Origin of the sequence: Citrobacter sp. Cf088, from assembly GCF_030334295.1 — a bacterium.
Lineage (GTDB): Bacteria > Pseudomonadota > Gammaproteobacteria > Enterobacterales > Enterobacteriaceae > Citrobacter > Citrobacter freundii.
Map to the genome: position 1 here is coordinate 437930 of NZ_JAOWEE010000053.1, position 16195 is coordinate 454124.

Genomic DNA, 16195 nt, shown 5'->3' on the forward strand with positions numbered 1-16195 from the left:
CCTCAAATGTTCAACCGGAAGAAGTTACACAGCGAATGAAGATAACTATCTCAGGAACAGGTTATGTAGGTTTGTCGAACGGTATTCTGATTGCCCAGCACCACGAAGTGGTCGCTCTGGATATCGTTCCGACGAAGGTCGAGATGCTGAATCAGAAAAAATCGCCGATCGTTGATAAGGAGATTGAAGAATATCTGGTGACAAAACAGCTGAATTTCCGTGCAACGACCGATAAGTATGATGCTTACCGCGACGCGGACTACGTTATTATCGCGACACCGACTGATTACGATCCGAAAACCAACTACTTTAACACATCGAGCGTCGAGTCAGTGATCCGCGATGTGGTCGAAATCAACCCAAATGCGGTGATGGTAATTAAATCAACGATTCCGGTTGGCTTTACGAACTCGATTAAAGAACAGTTGGGTATCGACAATATTTTCTTTTCGCCAGAATTCCTGCGTGAAGGTCGTGCGCTATACGACAACTTGCATCCGTCCCGTATCGTTATTGGTGAACGTTCCGAACGAGCTGAGCGTTTTGCCGCGTTGCTGCAGGAAGGTGCGGTTAAAAAAGACATTCCGACGCTGTTTACAGACTCGACTGAGGCCGAAGCCATCAAGTTGTTCGCTAACACCTATCTGGCGTTACGTGTGGCCTACTTTAACGAACTGGATAGCTATGCAGAAAGTCTTGGCTTGAACTCACGGCAGATTATTGAAGGTGTGTGCCTGGATCCGCGTATCGGTAATCACTACAACAATCCGTCATTCGGCTATGGCGGCTACTGTCTGCCGAAAGATACTAAGCAGTTGCTGGCTAACTACGCGTCTGTACCGAATAACATTATTGGCGCGATTGTTGATGCGAACCGTACGCGTAAGGACTTCATTGCAGATTCTATTCTTGCGCGTAAGCCTAAGGTGGTCGGCGTGTACCGTTTGATCATGAAAAGTGGTTCCGATAATTTCCGGGCATCATCGATTCAGGGCATCATGAAGCGCATTAAAGCCAAGGGCGTACCCGTTATTATCTATGAACCGGTCATGGAAGAGGATGAATTTTTCCATTCCCGAGTTGTGCGTGATCTTAATGCGTTCAAAAATGAAGCGGATATTATTATTTCTAACCGCATGACGTCAGAATTAGCTGATGTTGCCGATAAAGTGTATACCCGCGATTTGTTTGGTAGTGATTAATCTCGTCTCCATAAAAAAGGCCTTATAAAAGGCCTTTTTATTTTAATCAGGTCAGTAATTAAACTTTGTAGAAATTACGATACCAGTCAACAAAGTTCTTCACCCCATCTTTTACCGTGGTTTCAGGTTTAAAACCAATTACCTCATACAGTGCTTTAGTGTCTGCGCTGGTTTCCAGTACATCACCTGGCTGTAGTGGTAGCATGTTTTTCTTCGCTTCAATACCCAGAGCATCTTCCAAAGCCTGGATATAGTCCATTAGCTCAACCGGTGAACTATTGCCGATATTGTAGACGCGCCAGGGCGCAATGCTGGCTGCTGGCGTGCCTGTTTCAACGGTCCATTGTGTGTCTGCGTGTGGAATGACATCCTGCAGGCGAATGATTGCTTCTGCGATATCATCGATATAGGTAAAGTCACGCTTCATTTTGCCGTAGTTATAGACGTCAATACTTTTCCCTTCCAGCATCGCTTTGGTGAACTTGAACAGCGCCATATCTGGTCGCCCCCATGGACCGTACACGGTGAAAAAACGCAACCCGGTGGTGGGCAACCCGTACAGGTGGGAATAAGTATGAGCCATCAGCTCGTTGGCTTTTTTGGTTGCTGCATACAGCGACACGGGATGATCGACGGAATCATCCGTAGAGAAAGGCATTTTGCGATTCAGGCCGTAAACTGAACTGGATGAGGCGTAGAGTAAATGCTGAATTTTATTATGGCGACACCCTTCCAGTATGTTCAGAAAGCCTGTGAGATTTGAATCTGCATAGGCATGCGGATTTTCGAGTGAATAACGAACGCCAGCCTGTGCGGCAAGATGAATGACACGTTCAAAATGCCCGGATGCGAAGAGTTCAGTCATGCCTTCGCGGTCGGCTAAATCAATTTTATGAAACTGGAAACCAGGCTGTGCCAGTAATTCCAGACGAGCTTGTTTAAGACTGACGTCGTAGTAATCGTTCAAATTATCAATACCGACTACTTGATGGCCAGCCTCAAGGAGGCGTTTGCTAACGTGGAAGCCGATGAAACCAGCGGCACCCGTAACCAGGTATTTCATGTTTATTCCTCTTTTTGGCTAAATAACAGCCAGGCACCAACAGGCGCTACTAAAAAGTGGAATGATACCGTTAGATGGTAAAAAAGCTAATTGTTATATTTTTTACGCTTACCATTTTTACTGGTCAGACGGTAAATATTCATGACATGGATTCATTAAAATGAATTGTAAAGGGCAACGATTGGCGGACATGAAATCTGATTGTTGCTGTTTTTTTGTTCATGAAAGTGTTCTTTGAGTAATTACACTTTTGTTTAATCGTATTGATTTTCAGTAGTGATTGAAATACCAATCAAAATCCCTCAAACAATTTGATTTTTTATCATTAATCCTATGGCATTGCCTCAATTTATAGCTAAACTAATCCCAGTTTAAGACTTTCCTTATCTAGGGTTTCTATGTCTGTAAGTGATAACAACATGTCCGGGCGCAGTCATGATCCGGAACAGATTGATCTGATTGATTTACTGGTACAGTTGTGGCGCGGGAAAGTAACAATCGTTATTGCGATTGTTATTGCTGTAGTGCTTGCTGTGGGCTACCTGGCAGTTGCTAAGGAGAAATGGACTTCAACAGCCATTATCACTCAACCGGATGTCGGACAGATTGCCACGTATAACAACGCACTCAACGTGTTGTATGGTGTCAGCGCCCCTAAGGTTACTGAGTTACAGGCAAACGTGATTGGCCGTTTTAGCACGTCATTTTCTGCATTGGCGGAAACGCTGGATAATCAGCAAAAGCCTGAAAAACTATCGATTGAGCAGTCTGTAAAAGGGCAACCATTACCGTTGGCGGTTTCTTATGTGGGTGGCTCACCAGAAGACGCTCAGCGTCAGCTCGCCGAATACATTCAACAAACAGATGAAAAGGTTGCCAAAGAGCTGGAACTTGACCTGGTTGATAACATCAAATTGCAAACAACTACGTTGCAAGACTCTCTGAAAACTCAGGAAGTGGTCGCTCAGGAGCAAAAAGATCTGCGAATCAAGCAAATCCAGGAAGCGCTGCGGTATGCACTGCAAGCGGGTGTGACTAAGCCGCAAATTCAGCAGACGCAGGATGTTACACAGGACAGCATGTTCCTGTTGGGTAGTGATGCCCTGAAGTCCATGATTGAGCACGAATCTACGCGTCCGTTAATATTATCTGACAACTACTTTCAGACTAAGCAAAAGCTGTTGGATATCGAAAATCTTAAGCTTGAGGGGGCCGAGTTACACGCCTATCGCTATGTGATGAAACCAACGTTGCCGGTTCGTCGTGACAGTCCGAAAAAAGCGATTACCCTCGTGCTGGCGGTTCTGCTCGGTGGAATGATTGGTGCCGGTGTGGTGTTGGGGCGAAATGTTCTGCGTGGTTACAACGCAAAAGCAGAGTAAGCCTGAACCTGACAACAAAAAACCGGGCAGTGCCCGGTTTTTTCATATCTGCTCTGCAACTTACTGATGACGCTTACGTAAATTCTCAATCACCGTCGTCAGGTCAAGGTCCTGATCCTGCAGCAGCACCAGCAGGTGATACATCAGATCAGAGGCTTCATTTGTCAGCTCAAAACGGTCGTTCACCGTCGCAGCTAGCGCGGTTTCTACGCCTTCTTCACCCACTTTCTGTGCGATGCGTTTGGTGCCGCTGGCATACAGTTTCGCGGTGTAGGAACTGGCTGGGTCAGCGGTTTTACGTTCGGCCAGCAGTTGCTCAAGCTGATACAGGAACAGCCACTGGTGGCTGGTGTCGCCAAAGCAGCTTGAGGTGCCTTTATGGCAGGTTGGGCCAATCGGGTTAACCAGCACTAGCAGAGTGTCGTTGTCGCAGTCAGGCGCAATGCTCACCACATTCAGGAAGTGACCGGATGTTTCTCCTTTGGTCCACAGGCGCTGCTTAGTCCGCGAGAAAAAGGTCACTTTGCCGCTTTCGAGCGTTTTATCCAGCGCCTCCGGATTCATATAACCCAGCATCAGCACCTCACCGGAAACCGCATGCTGCACGACGACTGGCATCAGTCCGTCGGTTTTTTCCCAGTCCAGCTCGCGGCATTGTTGCTTCGTTAACATATCCTGATCTCCACGCCCTGTGTTGCCAGGTACGCTTTTAATTCGCCAATATTGATAATTTGTTTGTGGAAGACGGAGGCGGCAAGCGCGCCGTCAACGTCGGCATCCCGGAAGGCTTCGAGAAAGTGTTCCATGGTGCCCGCGCCGCCGGAGGCAATCAGCGGGACGTGGCAAACGTCACGCACTTTTTTCAACTGTTCCAGGTCATAACCGTTACGTACGCCGTCCTGATTCATCATGTTCAGGACGATTTCGCCCGCGCCGCGTTTTTGGACTTCCTGCACCCAGTCCAGTGTTTCCCACTGTGTGACGCGGGTACGGCTTTCATCCCCGGTATACTGATTAACGTGATATTTGCCGGTTTCGGCGTCATACCAGGTATCAATGCCCACCACGATGCACTGCACGCCAAAGCGATCCGCCAGACGGGTGATAAGTTCCGGTTCGGCCAGCGCAGGGGAGTTGATGGAGATTTTGTCCGCCCCGAAAGAGAGGATACGTGCCGCATCGTCAATGGATTTAATGCCACCGGCAACACAGAACGGAATATCGATCACTTCCGCTACGCGTGATACCCAGCTTTTATCCACTACGCGGCCATCGCTGGAAGCGGTGATATCGTAGAACACCAGTTCATCTGCGCCTTCATCGGCATAACGTTTTGCCAGTGGGACAATGTCGCCAATAATCTCATGATTACGGAACTGGACGCCTTTTACCACCTGCCCATCGCGAACGTCCAGACAGGGAATTATGCGTTTTGCCAGCATTGTATGGCCTCCTCAACGGTGAACTTACCTTCCAGCAAGGCTCGTCCGACGATAACACCACGAACACCGGTCCCGCGCAGGGCCGCTACGTCCTCGATTCCACCAATACCACCAGATGACTGAAACGCCACCTGCGGATATTTGGCGCACACTTCTTCATAAAGTGCGACGTTTGAGCCTGCCAGCGTGCCGTCGCGGGAGATATCGGTGCACAGCACGTGCTTCAGGCCGACAGGTAAATAGGTCTCAACCAGTTCTTCCAGTGAAACCCCGGAATCTTCCTGCCAGCCACTGACCGCGACCTGTTTATTACCGTTTTCGTCAATACGAACGTCCAGCGCCAGCACCAGCGCGTCGGCACCAAAACGGGCAAACCAGCTTTTGACTATCTCGGGAGATTTTACCGCCGTCGAACCCACCACCACGCGCGCCACGCCAGCGTCAAGCAGCGCCGCCACGTCTGCTTCCGTACGCACGCCGCCGCCAACCTGAACTGGAACATTGACGCCAGCGACCAGCGTTTTGATCAGAGGGATTTGACGCTGTGCCGGGTCTTTCGCGCCGGTTAAATCAACCAGGTGCAGCACTTCAGCACCCTGGGCGGCGTAATCCTGCAAACGGGGGAGAGGATCGTTACCGTAATCACGTTGCTTAGCGTAATCGCCCTGATGAAGACGCACCACCGTGCCGTCGATTAAATCTAATGCCGGAATAATCATTACATCTCCAGAAAGTTTTTCAGCAACTGTGCCCCAGCCGCGCCCGAACGTTCCGGGTGAAACTGCACGCCAAAGAAATTGTCTTTTTGTACTGCCGCGGTAAATGGTTCGCCGTAATTGCACTGGGCGATGGTCCACGGGTTTACCGGCATAGCGTAGCTGTGTACAAAGTAGAAATACGCGCCATCTTCAATGCCATGGAACAGACGATTTCCCGCTTGTGGATAGACGCGATTCCAGCCCATGTGCGGCAGCGGTAGACCGAAATCGGTCATCTTCGGGACGTCTTGCTCAATAATGCCCAGCAGGGAGACACCGTTACTCTCTTCGCTGCGACGGCCCAGTAGTTGCATGCCTAAGCAGATCCCCAGCACTGGTTGCGTACAGGCTTTGATCAGCTCAATCAGTTCACGCTCGTGCAACTGGTCCATCGCCGCCTGGGCGGTACCGACGCCCGGCAGAAACAGTTTATCGGCGCGCAGCACCACGTCAGGGTCGCGGCTGACAACCGGGTCGTATCCATGGCGCGCGACGGCGGATTTTACCGAGTGCAGGTTGGCGCAGCCGGTGTCCAGAATCACCACGTCCATTACAGCACTCCTTTTGAAGAGGGCAGCGTGTCGCCTTCGACGCGAATCGCCTGACGCAGCGTACGGCCAAAGGCTTTAAACAGGCTCTCCACACGGTGGTGGTCATTTTTGCCTTTGGTTTTCAGGTGCAGGGTGACGCCCATGGTGTAAGAGAGTGAGCGGAAGAAGTGTTCGATCATCTCTGTGCTCAGATCGCCAACGCGCTGGTAGGTAAACTCCGCGCGGTACTCCAGGTGCGGGCGGCCGGAAATATCCAGTGCGCAACGCGCCAGGCACTCGTCCATCGGCAGCACAAAACCAAAACGATTGATGCCGCGTTTATCGCCTAATGCCAGCTTTAAGGCTTCACCCAACGCCAGACCGGTATCTTCAACTGTGTGGTGATCGTCTATATATAGATCGCCCTTGACGGCTATCTCCATGCGAAAACCGCCATGGGTGGCGATTTGGTCCAGCATGTGGTCAAAGAAGCCAACGCCGGTATTGATTTTGCTGCGGCCTTCGCGGTCCAGCCAGACTTTGACGTCAATCTGCGTTTCTTTAGTATTACGCTCAACGTGTGCGTAGCGGTCACGTTTGGTCAACTGCTCGCCGATCATTGCCCAGTTCAGGGTGTCGCGATGGTAACGTACTCCGCTAATGCCCATGTTTTCAGCGAGCTGAATATCGGTTGCCCGATCACCAATCACGTAGCTGTTCGCCATATCCATGGCCTGTTCAACCAGATACTGTTCAACCAGCTTCACTTTTGGCTTACGGCAATCGCACTCGTCCGCTGGCAGGTGCGGGCAAATCAGTACCTCATCAAATGTCACACCCTGAGAGGTGAAAATTTGCATCATCAGGTTATGCGGACCGTCAAAATCAGCCTGTGGGAAACTCTGCGTTCCTAGTCCATCCTGGTTAGTGATCATAACCAGCTTAAAACCTGCTTTTTGCAGTTTCAGCAAAACGGGAACAACTTCCGGCTCGAAGGCGAGTTTGTCAAAGCGATCGACCTGAAAGTCACTTGGCGGTTCGGAAATCAGGGTTCCATCACGGTCAATAAAAAGATACTTCTGGCTCATACTTGCTCCGCACGTAAGGCGTCAATGACGCGCTGGCTCTCTTCACGGGTTCCGACAGTAATTCGCAGGCAGCCGCTTAACGAAGGTTGTTTATTCTGATCTCGTAAGATAATGCCCTGATCCCACAAAGATTTAAATACGCTACTTGATGCGGTGAAGCGCGCCAGAACATAGTTGGTTTCAGAGTCGAAAACCTGTTCTACACAGCGAATTGTTTTCAGGTTATCTACCAGATACTGACGCTCTTCCAGGATCTGCTCTACGCGTTTACGCATGGCGGAAATCCCTTGCGGCGTCAGGGCCTGGGCGGCGATATCTGCCACCGGCGTAGAGAGTGGGTAAGGGGCAATCACCTTTAACAGCAGATTGATAACCTCTTCATTCGCCAGCGTAAACCCGCAGCGTAAACCGGCGAGAGCAAACGCTTTTGACAACGTGCGTAATATCACCAGATGCGGATACTCAGACAGCCAGCCTGCCAGCGTGGCCTGCGGGCAAAACTCAATATAGGCCTCATCAGCGACCACAATAGCTTTACCCTGCGTCATTTCGAGCAGTGAACGCAGATCCTGCGGGTTAATCAACTGGCCGGTTGGGTTATTAGGGCTGCAAACGTAGACCACCTTCACGCCATCAATCTTGTCCGCGATGCCTTGCAAATCCAGTTGCCAGTTATCAAGAGTCGGAACGGTGCGGCATTCGACGCCAATCGTTTCGGCGCTTACGCTGTACATGCCGTAAGTCGGCGGGCAGTAGAGAATGGCGTTTTTACCGGGTTCGCAAAACGCGCGCACCAGCAGTTCGATCCCTTCATCTGCGCCGCGGCTGACCAGCACCTGCTCCGGTTTGACGCCAGCATACTGCGCGTAATTCTCAATCACCGCTTTCGGCTGACACTCCGGGTAGCGGTTCAGCGTTTGCTGACTGAGCTGGAACTCCACGGCGGTGGGATATTCATTCGCGTTGAGCCAGACATCGCCGTTACCGCCGAGACGACGGGCAGACTGATAGGGCGTTAATTCGCGAACATTCTTACGGGCTAAATCAGTGACGCTGAGAAAGTTGTCAGTGCTCATGCTTGCTCCTTCAGAGCGTTAACGCGCAGGGTAACGGCATTTTTGTGGGCAGTCAGTCGTTCAGCAGCGGCCAGTATTTCAATGGTTGAGGCCAGGCCAGAGAAACCTTGTGGGGTTAATTCCTGCACAGTCATCCGTTTCTGGAAGTCAGCCAGACCAAGGCTTGAGTAGGTCGCGGTATAGCCGTAAGTCGGAAGAACGTGGTTGGTGCCAGAAGCATAGTCGCCTGCGGATTCCGGCGACCAGTCGCCGAGGAACACCGAACCGGCGCTGGTGATCTCATCAACCAGTTCACGTGCGTTGCGGGTCTGAATAATCAGGTGTTCCGGACCGTAGGCATTAGAAATGGCCACGCACTGCGCCAGATCTTTGGCGATAATCAGCCGACTGGCGGCGAGCGCCTGGCGGGCGGTGTCGGCGCGGGAAAGCTCAGCGAGCTGGCGTTCAACGGCTTTGGCAACGCCTTCGGCAAGCGTAGCGTCTGGCGTCAGTAGGATAACCTGCGAGTCGGGGCCGTGTTCTGCCTGAGAAAGCAGGTCAGAGGCAACAAAGTCCGGCGTCGCGCCGCTGTCGGCGATAACCAGCACTTCGGACGGGCCAGCAGGCATGTCGATCGCCGCGCCGTCAAGACGCTGGCTGACCTGGCGTTTGGCTTCGGTCACATACGCATTGCCCGGCCCGAAGATTTTATCGACCTTAGGAATAGATTCGGTGCCCAGCGCCAGCGCGGCAATGGCCTGTGCGCCGCCCACATTAAACACCTCTTTTACACCACACAGCTGCGCGGCGTAGAGAATTTCATCGGCAATCGGCGGTGGTGAGCACAGCACCACTTTTTTGCAGCCGGCGATGCGCGCCGGGGTCGCCAGCATTAATACGGTAGAGAACAGCGGCGCCGAACCTCCAGGAATATACAGGCCCACGGAAGTGATAGGGCGGGTAACCTGCTGGCAGCGCACACCCGGCTGAGTTTCGATATCTACCGGTGGCAGGATCTGCGCGGTGTGGAAAGTATCAATATTACGCACCGCCACCTGCATAGCTTGTTTCAGTTCGTCGCTCAGGCGACTACTGGCTTGCTGGATTTCTTCCTCGGTGACGCGCAGCGCGCCGACCTCGGTTTTATCAAACTTCGCGCTGTATTCACGCAGCGCCCGGTCGCCGTTATTTTTGACGTTCTCAAGGATCTCGGCCACCGTACGGCTGATGCTTTCCGAGGCGGAAATAGCCGGGCGCATCAGCAGTTCGCGTTGCTGCTCGGGGCTACAGCTATTCCAGTCAATCAGGGTATTGAAGCTCATGGCTATCACTCCATCATCTTCTCAATTGGCAGCACCAGAATTGAGCTGGCACCGAGCGCTTTCAGTTTTTCCATCGTTTCCCAGAACAGGGTTTCGCTGCTGACCATGTGCATGGCAACACGCTGCTGGTCGCCGGCCAGCGGCAGAATGGTCGGACGCTCAGCGCCAGGCAGCAGGGCGATAACTTCGTCCAGACGCTCGCTCGGCGCGTGCATCATGATGTATTTGGATTCACGAGCCTGAATAACGCCCTGAATACGGGTCAGCAATTTGTCGATCAGTTGTTGCTTGGCGTCGGCCATTTCGCCGTCGCGCTGAATCAGGCAGGCTTTAGAGCGGTAAATGACTTCCACTTCACGCAGACCGTTGGCTTCAAGCGTTGCGCCGGTGGACACCAGATCACAAATCGCGTCGGCCAGACCCGCACGGGGAGCGACTTCTACAGAGCCGTTTAACAGACAGGATTTAAACGACACGCCTTTTTGATCGAGATAACGTTTGAGCAGGTGTGGGTAAGAGGTAGCGATACGCTTACCGTTCAGCGCTGCCGGGCCATCCCAGGCTTCATCAACCGGGGTTGCCAGCGAAAGACGGCAGCCGCCGAAGTCCAGACGACGCAGGGTAAAATAGCGAGGGTCTTCACCCTGTGCCCGGCGGTTGAGCAGTTCCTCTTCCAGAACATTTTCCCCGATGATGCCGAGGTCAACAACGCCATCCATCACCAGACCCGGGATATCGTCATCACGTACGCGCAGAATATCGATAGGCATATTCTCTGCCATTGCAATCAGGCGCTGGGTGTGAAGATTAATTTTAATGCCACAACGGGCCAGCAATTCGCGTGAATCATCGCTTAAACGGCCAGATTTCTGCATAGCTATGCGTAAACGGGTGTTGTCTAACATTCTTTATTCCTCGTTATCCTGTCTGAATCAGTTTGGGTCACGCACAAAAAAAAAGCCCCCGGAAGAAATCTTCCGGGGGCTTTCTCATACGCTCATGCACCGCTGGAAGATTTAAATGTCTCCCAGCACACATCGCCTGAAAGACTAGTCAGGATGATGGTGATGATGGTGTTTGAATTGAGCGCGTGTCATAAATTTTCTCGATGAATGTTTATTCATTTGATGTCTTTTAACCTAAACCACTTTAGCTACGGAAAGCAAGGGCTTTTTTTGATCATTAATTCATTTCATATTGATACTATGAATTGTCAGCCACCGTGGGCTGGCGTAGCCTTGCGTTATAGGCCAAAAGTCAGGAGAGAAGGCATGAAAAAGGTCGCAATTGTCGGATTAGGTTGGTTAGGCATGCCGTTAGCCATGTCGCTGGCGGCGAGAGGCTGGCAGGTTACCGGCAGCAAAACCACATTGGATGGGGTGGAAGCGGCCCGCATGAGCGGTATCGAGAGTTACTCGCTGCGCCTGGAACCTGAACTGGTCTGTGAGGCTGACGATCTCGACGCACTGATGGACGCCGATGCGTTGGTTATTACGCTGCCTGCACGCCGTAGCGGTCCTGGGGAAGCATTTTACCTGCAGGCAATGCAGGAACTGGTCGACAGCGCGCTGGCGTATCGGATCCCTCGGATTATTTTTACCAGTTCGACGTCAGTCTATGGTGACGTTCAAGGAACAGTGAAAGAGGGGACGCCGCGTAATCCGGTCACGGCAAGTGGTCGTGTTCTGAAAGAACTTGAAGACTGGTTGCACAATTTACCTGGCACGTCGGTGGATATTTTGCGTCTGGCCGGGTTAGTTGGTCCGGGAAGACATCCTGGTCGCTTCTTTGCCGGCAAGACGGCACCAGACGGACATCATGGCGTCAATCTGGTGCATCTGGACGATGTGGTTTCTGCCATCACGTTACTGCTGCAAGCGCCTAAAGGGGGACACATCTATAATATATGTGCGCCTATGCATCCGGCGCGTAACGTGTTCTATCCGCAGATGGCCCGCCAGTTGGGGATGGAGCCGCCGGAATTTCGCGACGGTACGGATAACGGTAAAGGTAAAGTCATTGATGGCAACCGTATTTGTAATGAGCTTGGGTTTGAGTACCAGTATCCTGATCCGCTGGTGATGCCGATGGAGTGACAAGCCAGCAGAGTGCCGCTGTATACCGCCAGGGGGCGAGTATGAAACCACTGCTGGACGTTCTTATCATCCTCGATGCCTTAGAAAAAGAGGGCAGTTTCGCGGCGGCGTCGGCAAAATTGTTTAAGACGCCGTCTGCGCTTAGCTACACCGTCCATAAGCTGGAAAGCGATCTTAATATTCAGCTACTCGATCGCAGCGGGCACCGGGCTAAGTTCACCCGCACCGGACAGATGCTGCTGGAAAAGGGGCGGGAGGTGCTACATATCGTCCGTGAACTCGAAAAGCAGGCTATTAAACTACACGAAGGCTGGGAGAATGAACTGGTTATTGGCGTAGATGATACGTTTCCCTTTTCACTGCTGGCCCCACTCATCGAGTCTTTCTATCAACACCACAGCGTGACGCGTCTGAAATTTATCAATGGCGTACTGGGTGGCTCATGGGATGCCCTCACTCAGGGCCGGGCGGATATTATTGTCGGTGCCATGCATGAACCCCCTGCAGCGAGCGAATTTGGTTTTGCGCGGCTAGGGGTTCTGGAACAGATATTCGTGGTTGCGCCGCATCACCCGCTGGCGCAGGAACAGGAACCGTTAAATCGTCGTACTATTCGCCGTTTTCGCGCCATTGTAGTGGGCGACAATGCGCAGCATGCCAACGTCTCAGGTTCTCAGGTGCTTGACGATCAGGAAGCCATTACCGTTTTTGACTTCAAAACCAAGCTGGAACTACAAATCAGCGGCCTGGGATGTGGCTATATTCCGCGCTATCTGGCGCAGCGATTTCTGGAGAGCGGCGCACTGATTGAGAAAAAAGTGGTCGCGCAAATTGTCCTTGAACCCGTGTGGATAGGCTGGAATGAACAGACCGCCGGGTTGGCCAGTGCCTGGTGGCGGGATGAAATTTTAGCAAATAGTGCTATTGCGGGGGTGTATGTTAAAACGGCTGCTGACAAATCAATCAGTTAAGAAAAAATATTCTTTTGTGGCCACTTCAATCTCTTGTTATTTCTCCCCAATTTAGTGCAAAATACGCCGCTTGCAAAAAATGACATTAACCGACGTTTTAATACGCGTCGGTTATTTTTTTGCATCAAACCAATCATTCATAAAAGAGGCCGGGCTTCGTACCGGATAGATACTTACTTAAAAATCGACAGTTGTTGTCGCTGAGGATTAACAAAAAATGGGGCAATTTTTTGCTTACGCGACGGTTTTCGCCGTAATGGGGGATAACCATGTCGCATAACGCTACTCCAAACACCTCTCGCGTGGAATTACGTAAAACGCTTACGCTGGTTCCGGTTGTCATGATGGGCCTTGCCTATATGCAGCCGATGACGCTGTTCGATACATTCGGTATCGTATCAGGAATGACCGATGGTCACGTCCCGACAGCTTACGCCTTTGCACTGATCGCCATCCTTTTTACCGCACTGAGCTACGGTAAACTGGTACGCCGCTATCCGTCTGCAGGCTCTGCCTACACTTACGCCCAGAAATCCATTAGCCCGACAGTTGGCTTTATGGTGGGTTGGTCATCACTGTTGGACTACCTGTTCGCCCCGATGATCAACATTCTGTTGGCGAAAATTTATTTTGAAGCGCTGGTGCCCTCGATTCCATCGTGGATGTTCGTGGTGGCGCTGGTGGCCTTTATGACCGCCTTCAACCTGCGTAGCCTTAAATCCGTTGCGAATTTCAACACCGTAATCGTGTTGTTGCAGGTGGTGCTGATTGCGGTGATCCTCGGCATGGTCGTTTATGGCGTGTTCGAAGGGGAAGGTGCCGGTACGCTGGCGAGCAGCCGTCCATTCTGGTCTGGTGATGCCCACGTGATCCCGATGATCACCGGTGCGACCATCCTGTGCTTCTCGTTCACCGGTTTTGACGGTATCAGCAACCTGTCAGAAGAAACCAAAGACGCTGAGCGCGTGATCCCGCGTGCGATTTTCCTGACCGCGCTGATTGGTGGCCTGATCTTTATCGTCTCCACCTATCTGTTGCAGTTGTACTTCCCGGATATTTCGCGCTTTAAGGATCCAGATGCTTCGCAGCCGGAAATCATGCTGTATGTTGCCGGTAAGTTCTTCCAGGTCGGCGCGCTGATTTTCTCTACCATTACCGTACTGGCGTCCGGTATGGCGGCGCATGCAGGCGTTGCGCGTCTGATGTACGTGATGGGTCGTGACGGCGTATTCCCGAAAAGCTTCTTCGGTTATGTACACCCGAAATGGCGTACTCCGTCCATGAACATCATTCTGGTTGGGGCGATTGCTCTGTTGGCAATCAACTTCGACTTGGTGATGGCGACGGCGCTGATTAACTTTGGTGCGCTGGTGGCATTTACCTTCGTTAACCTGTCGGTAATCTCCCAGTTCTGGATCCGTGAGAAGCGTAACAAGACGCTGAAAGATCACTTCCAGTACCTGTTCCTGCCAATGTGCGGTGCGCTGACCGTTGGCGCGCTGTGGGTGAACCTGGAAGAAAGCTCAATGGTTCTGGGCCTGATCTGGGCGGGTATCGGTCTGATCTACCTGGCTTGCGTGACCAAAAGCTTCCGTAACCCGGTCCCGCAGTACGACGAAGATATCGCGTAATAACTGCATTTAGCTGAAAAAAAACGGAGACATGTTCTCCGTTTTTTTATACGTGGGATTTATACAATCTCTTCGGCATACTGCCAGAGTGATTTCAGCAGCATCAACTTTTCTTTGTTATCCGCATATTGCTGGCTCAATAGCTGCAATTCATTGGCGTAATTTTGCAAAAACTCCGGTGTGAATACCTGACGACGATGGTCCAGCCAGCGCTGCTGTTCAGCTTCGTCCAGCGTTCCCGGGAAGTTACGTGCACGATAATTAAACAACAGTTTTTCAATGCGCTTATCGACAAAGGAGATATCCAGCGCCGGTAAATTGCGTGGTTCGGTTTCCAGAACGATTTTCATCGCCGCACGGTCAGCATCGCTGAAAAAGCCGTTGTACAGTTGGGCATCCACGTTATCTGATGGAGTAAAGGGTTCCGCATCGGCAAAGATCGCGACCACTTTGTCGCGTATCTGCGGGTTTTCGCGCAGAACTTTGAGATTATCCAGACAATGCTGGCGGTTAATGCCAAGACGGTCGGCATCTTCCGGACGCAGGGTATTCGCCTGAGCCAGTACCGGGCATTTGTTGATGTGCACCAATTTAACCGGTACGGCCGGGTTATCACCCAGATCCGCTTTAGACGTGTAGAGCCGCTCGCGCAGGGCGTCGCTGTCGAGTTCGAGCAGCGGCGAAATATCACCAGCTAAGTCGACCATAATAACCGCATTACGATTCTCCGGATGCCACGCCAATGGCGCCACCCAACTGGTGTTACCGCGCCATGCGCCAAACATGCCTGAGACATGAACCAGTGGCTTCATTTGCGGGACGTCAATCAGCGCGGCCAGCTTGTGCTTATTACGATGGCTGTAGAGATAATCAAACAGACGCGGCTGGCGCGACTTCACTAATTGCGCCATTGCGATCGTGGCGTATACGTCCGCCATCGCATCGTGAGCATTGGCATGCTCAATACCGTTGGCTTTAGTCAAATGCTCCAGGCGGAAGCTGGGTAAGCCGTCGTCGTTTTCCGGCCAGTTAATGCCTTCAGGGCGCAGGGCATAGCAGGCGCGCATGACATCCAGCAGATCCCAGCGCGAATTATCGTTCTGCCAACTCCAGGCATAGGGATCGTAGAAATTGCGATACAGGATGTTGCGCGTCACCTCATCATCGAAGCGCACGTTGTTATAGCCCAGGATACAGGTTTTCGGCACGGTGAACAGGGCGTGGATGCGCGCGGCAAAAGCGGCTTCATTCTCTCCCTTTTCACGTGCTTCCTGCGGTGTGATACCCGTAATCAACACCGCCTCAGGCTGCGGCAGATAATCGTCCGCGGGTTTGCAATAAAAGACTTCTGGTTCACCGATGATGTTGAAATCATTATCTGTGCGGATAGCCGCAAATTGCGCGGGTCTGTCCAGCGCCGGATGGGTACCAAAGGTCTCGTAATCGTGGAAGAGAAAACCAGGTTGCTGCTTGCCGTCATTCATTGTTCAGTTATGTCCGGGATCAATTTAGCGCTCGTCCAAGAATACCAAAAAATAGTGAGATAATCAGCTATGGTATTATCGAAGCTGGATTGTGTACGCAATAAAGTTGAGATAAACAGGACTTTTATAGAATTAATAAATAAATTCCGCACTGTTAAAATAAATTACGGA

The 16195-nt window shown here is 51.6% G+C and carries 16 protein-coding genes, 1 pseudogene and 1 other annotated feature; of the genes and pseudogenes, 6 read left to right on the forward strand and 11 right to left on the reverse strand.

The annotated features are described in order from the left end of the window. Positions 1-35 precede the first annotated feature (35 nt). The gene (gene ugd, locus OGV71_RS14885) at positions 36-1202 is read left to right on the forward strand and encodes a UDP-glucose 6-dehydrogenase (protein WP_204583464.1); all 1167 of its coding nucleotides are present in this window, start codon (positions 36-38) and stop codon (positions 1200-1202) included. Between the two features lie 58 nt (positions 1203-1260). Here the strand turns inward: ugd and OGV71_RS14890 are convergent, their stop codons facing one another. Next, positions 1261-2265 (reverse strand): NAD-dependent epimerase, encoded by a 1005-nt coding sequence (locus OGV71_RS14890; protein WP_286533570.1) that lies wholly within the window; start codon positions 2263-2265, stop codon positions 1261-1263. A gap of 398 nt (positions 2266-2663) precedes the next feature. On the opposite strand from OGV71_RS14890, the gene wzzB reads away from it, so the two are divergent. Beyond that, complete coding sequence (gene wzzB / locus OGV71_RS14895) at positions 2664-3647, forward strand: LPS O-antigen chain length determinant protein WzzB (protein ID WP_286533572.1); 984 nt, start codon at positions 2664-2666, stop codon at positions 3645-3647. A 60-nt stretch (positions 3648-3707) separates the two neighbouring features. On the opposite strand, the gene hisIE is transcribed toward wzzB, so the two are convergent. From hisIE to hisL, 9 genes are all read right to left on the reverse strand, one after another. Continuing rightward, the gene (hisIE, locus tag OGV71_RS14900) at positions 3708-4319 is read right to left on the reverse strand and encodes a bifunctional phosphoribosyl-AMP cyclohydrolase/phosphoribosyl-ATP diphosphatase HisIE (RefSeq protein WP_046670018.1); all 612 of its coding nucleotides are present in this window, start codon (positions 4317-4319) and stop codon (positions 3708-3710) included. Beyond that, entirely contained in the window at positions 4313-5089 is a 777-nt protein-coding gene (gene hisF / locus OGV71_RS14905; protein WP_019077116.1) for an imidazole glycerol phosphate synthase subunit HisF, read from the reverse strand. The genes hisIE and hisF overlap by 7 nt, the downstream gene beginning before the upstream one ends. After that, positions 5071-5808, reverse strand: a complete 738-nt coding sequence (gene hisA / locus OGV71_RS14910; protein WP_204583466.1) for a 1-(5-phosphoribosyl)-5-[(5-phosphoribosylamino)methylideneamino]imidazole-4-carboxamide isomerase — start codon at positions 5806-5808, stop codon at positions 5071-5073. The genes hisF and hisA overlap by 19 nt, the downstream gene beginning before the upstream one ends. Next, positions 5808-6398 (reverse strand): imidazole glycerol phosphate synthase subunit HisH, encoded by a 591-nt coding sequence (hisH, locus tag OGV71_RS14915; RefSeq protein WP_060854673.1) that lies wholly within the window; start codon positions 6396-6398, stop codon positions 5808-5810. Before hisH ends, hisA begins: the two co-directional genes overlap by 1 nt. Next, positions 6398-7465 (reverse strand): bifunctional histidinol-phosphatase/imidazoleglycerol-phosphate dehydratase HisB, encoded by a 1068-nt coding sequence (gene hisB / locus OGV71_RS14920; RefSeq protein ID WP_071697561.1) that lies wholly within the window; start codon positions 7463-7465, stop codon positions 6398-6400. Before hisB ends, hisH begins: the two co-directional genes overlap by 1 nt. Continuing rightward, positions 7462-8541: a histidinol-phosphate transaminase gene (gene hisC, locus OGV71_RS14925; RefSeq protein WP_048218054.1), complete on the reverse strand. Its 1080-nt coding sequence runs from the start codon at positions 8539-8541 to the stop codon at positions 7462-7464. Before hisC ends, hisB begins: the two co-directional genes overlap by 4 nt. Continuing rightward, the gene (gene hisD / locus OGV71_RS14930) at positions 8538-9842 is read right to left on the reverse strand and encodes a histidinol dehydrogenase (protein ID WP_204583467.1); all 1305 of its coding nucleotides are present in this window, start codon (positions 9840-9842) and stop codon (positions 8538-8540) included. The genes hisC and hisD overlap by 4 nt, the downstream gene beginning before the upstream one ends. A gap of 5 nt (positions 9843-9847) precedes the next feature. Then, the gene (hisG, locus tag OGV71_RS14935) at positions 9848-10747 is read right to left on the reverse strand and encodes an ATP phosphoribosyltransferase (protein ID WP_003030161.1); all 900 of its coding nucleotides are present in this window, start codon (positions 10745-10747) and stop codon (positions 9848-9850) included. Between the two features lie 46 nt (positions 10748-10793). Then, positions 10794-10916 (reverse strand) — a sequence feature (His leader region). Then, positions 10892-10939: a his operon leader peptide gene (gene hisL, locus OGV71_RS14940; protein ID WP_100250077.1), complete on the reverse strand. Its 48-nt coding sequence runs from the start codon at positions 10937-10939 to the stop codon at positions 10892-10894. (Overlaps the previous feature by 25 nt.) Before the next feature lie 174 nt (positions 10940-11113). On the opposite strand from hisL, the gene OGV71_RS14945 reads away from it, so the two are divergent. From OGV71_RS14945 to plaP, 4 genes and pseudogenes are all read left to right on the forward strand, one after another. Continuing rightward, positions 11114-11938, forward strand: coding sequence for an SDR family oxidoreductase (locus OGV71_RS14945; protein ID WP_003030163.1), 825 nt, complete (start codon positions 11114-11116; stop codon positions 11936-11938). 41 nt (positions 11939-11979) lie between these two features. Continuing rightward, positions 11980-12964: pseudogene (locus tag OGV71_RS14950) on the forward strand (LysR family transcriptional regulator). Between the two features lie 162 nt (positions 12965-13126). Further along, the gene (gene yoeI / locus OGV71_RS25500) at positions 13127-13189 is read left to right on the forward strand and encodes a membrane protein YoeI (RefSeq protein WP_099045591.1); all 63 of its coding nucleotides are present in this window, start codon (positions 13127-13129) and stop codon (positions 13187-13189) included. Then, on the forward strand, positions 13179-14540 hold the full coding sequence (plaP, locus tag OGV71_RS14955) for a putrescine/proton symporter PlaP (protein WP_003030167.1): 1362 nt from the start codon (positions 13179-13181) through the stop codon (positions 14538-14540). Before yoeI ends, plaP begins: the two co-directional genes overlap by 11 nt. Positions 14541-14599: 59 nt before the next feature. On the opposite strand, the gene sbcB is transcribed toward plaP, so the two are convergent. Continuing rightward, the gene (sbcB, locus tag OGV71_RS14960; RefSeq protein WP_220393190.1) at positions 14600-16024 is read right to left on the reverse strand and encodes an exodeoxyribonuclease I; all 1425 of its coding nucleotides are present in this window, start codon (positions 16022-16024) and stop codon (positions 14600-14602) included. Positions 16025-16195 lie beyond the last annotated feature (171 nt).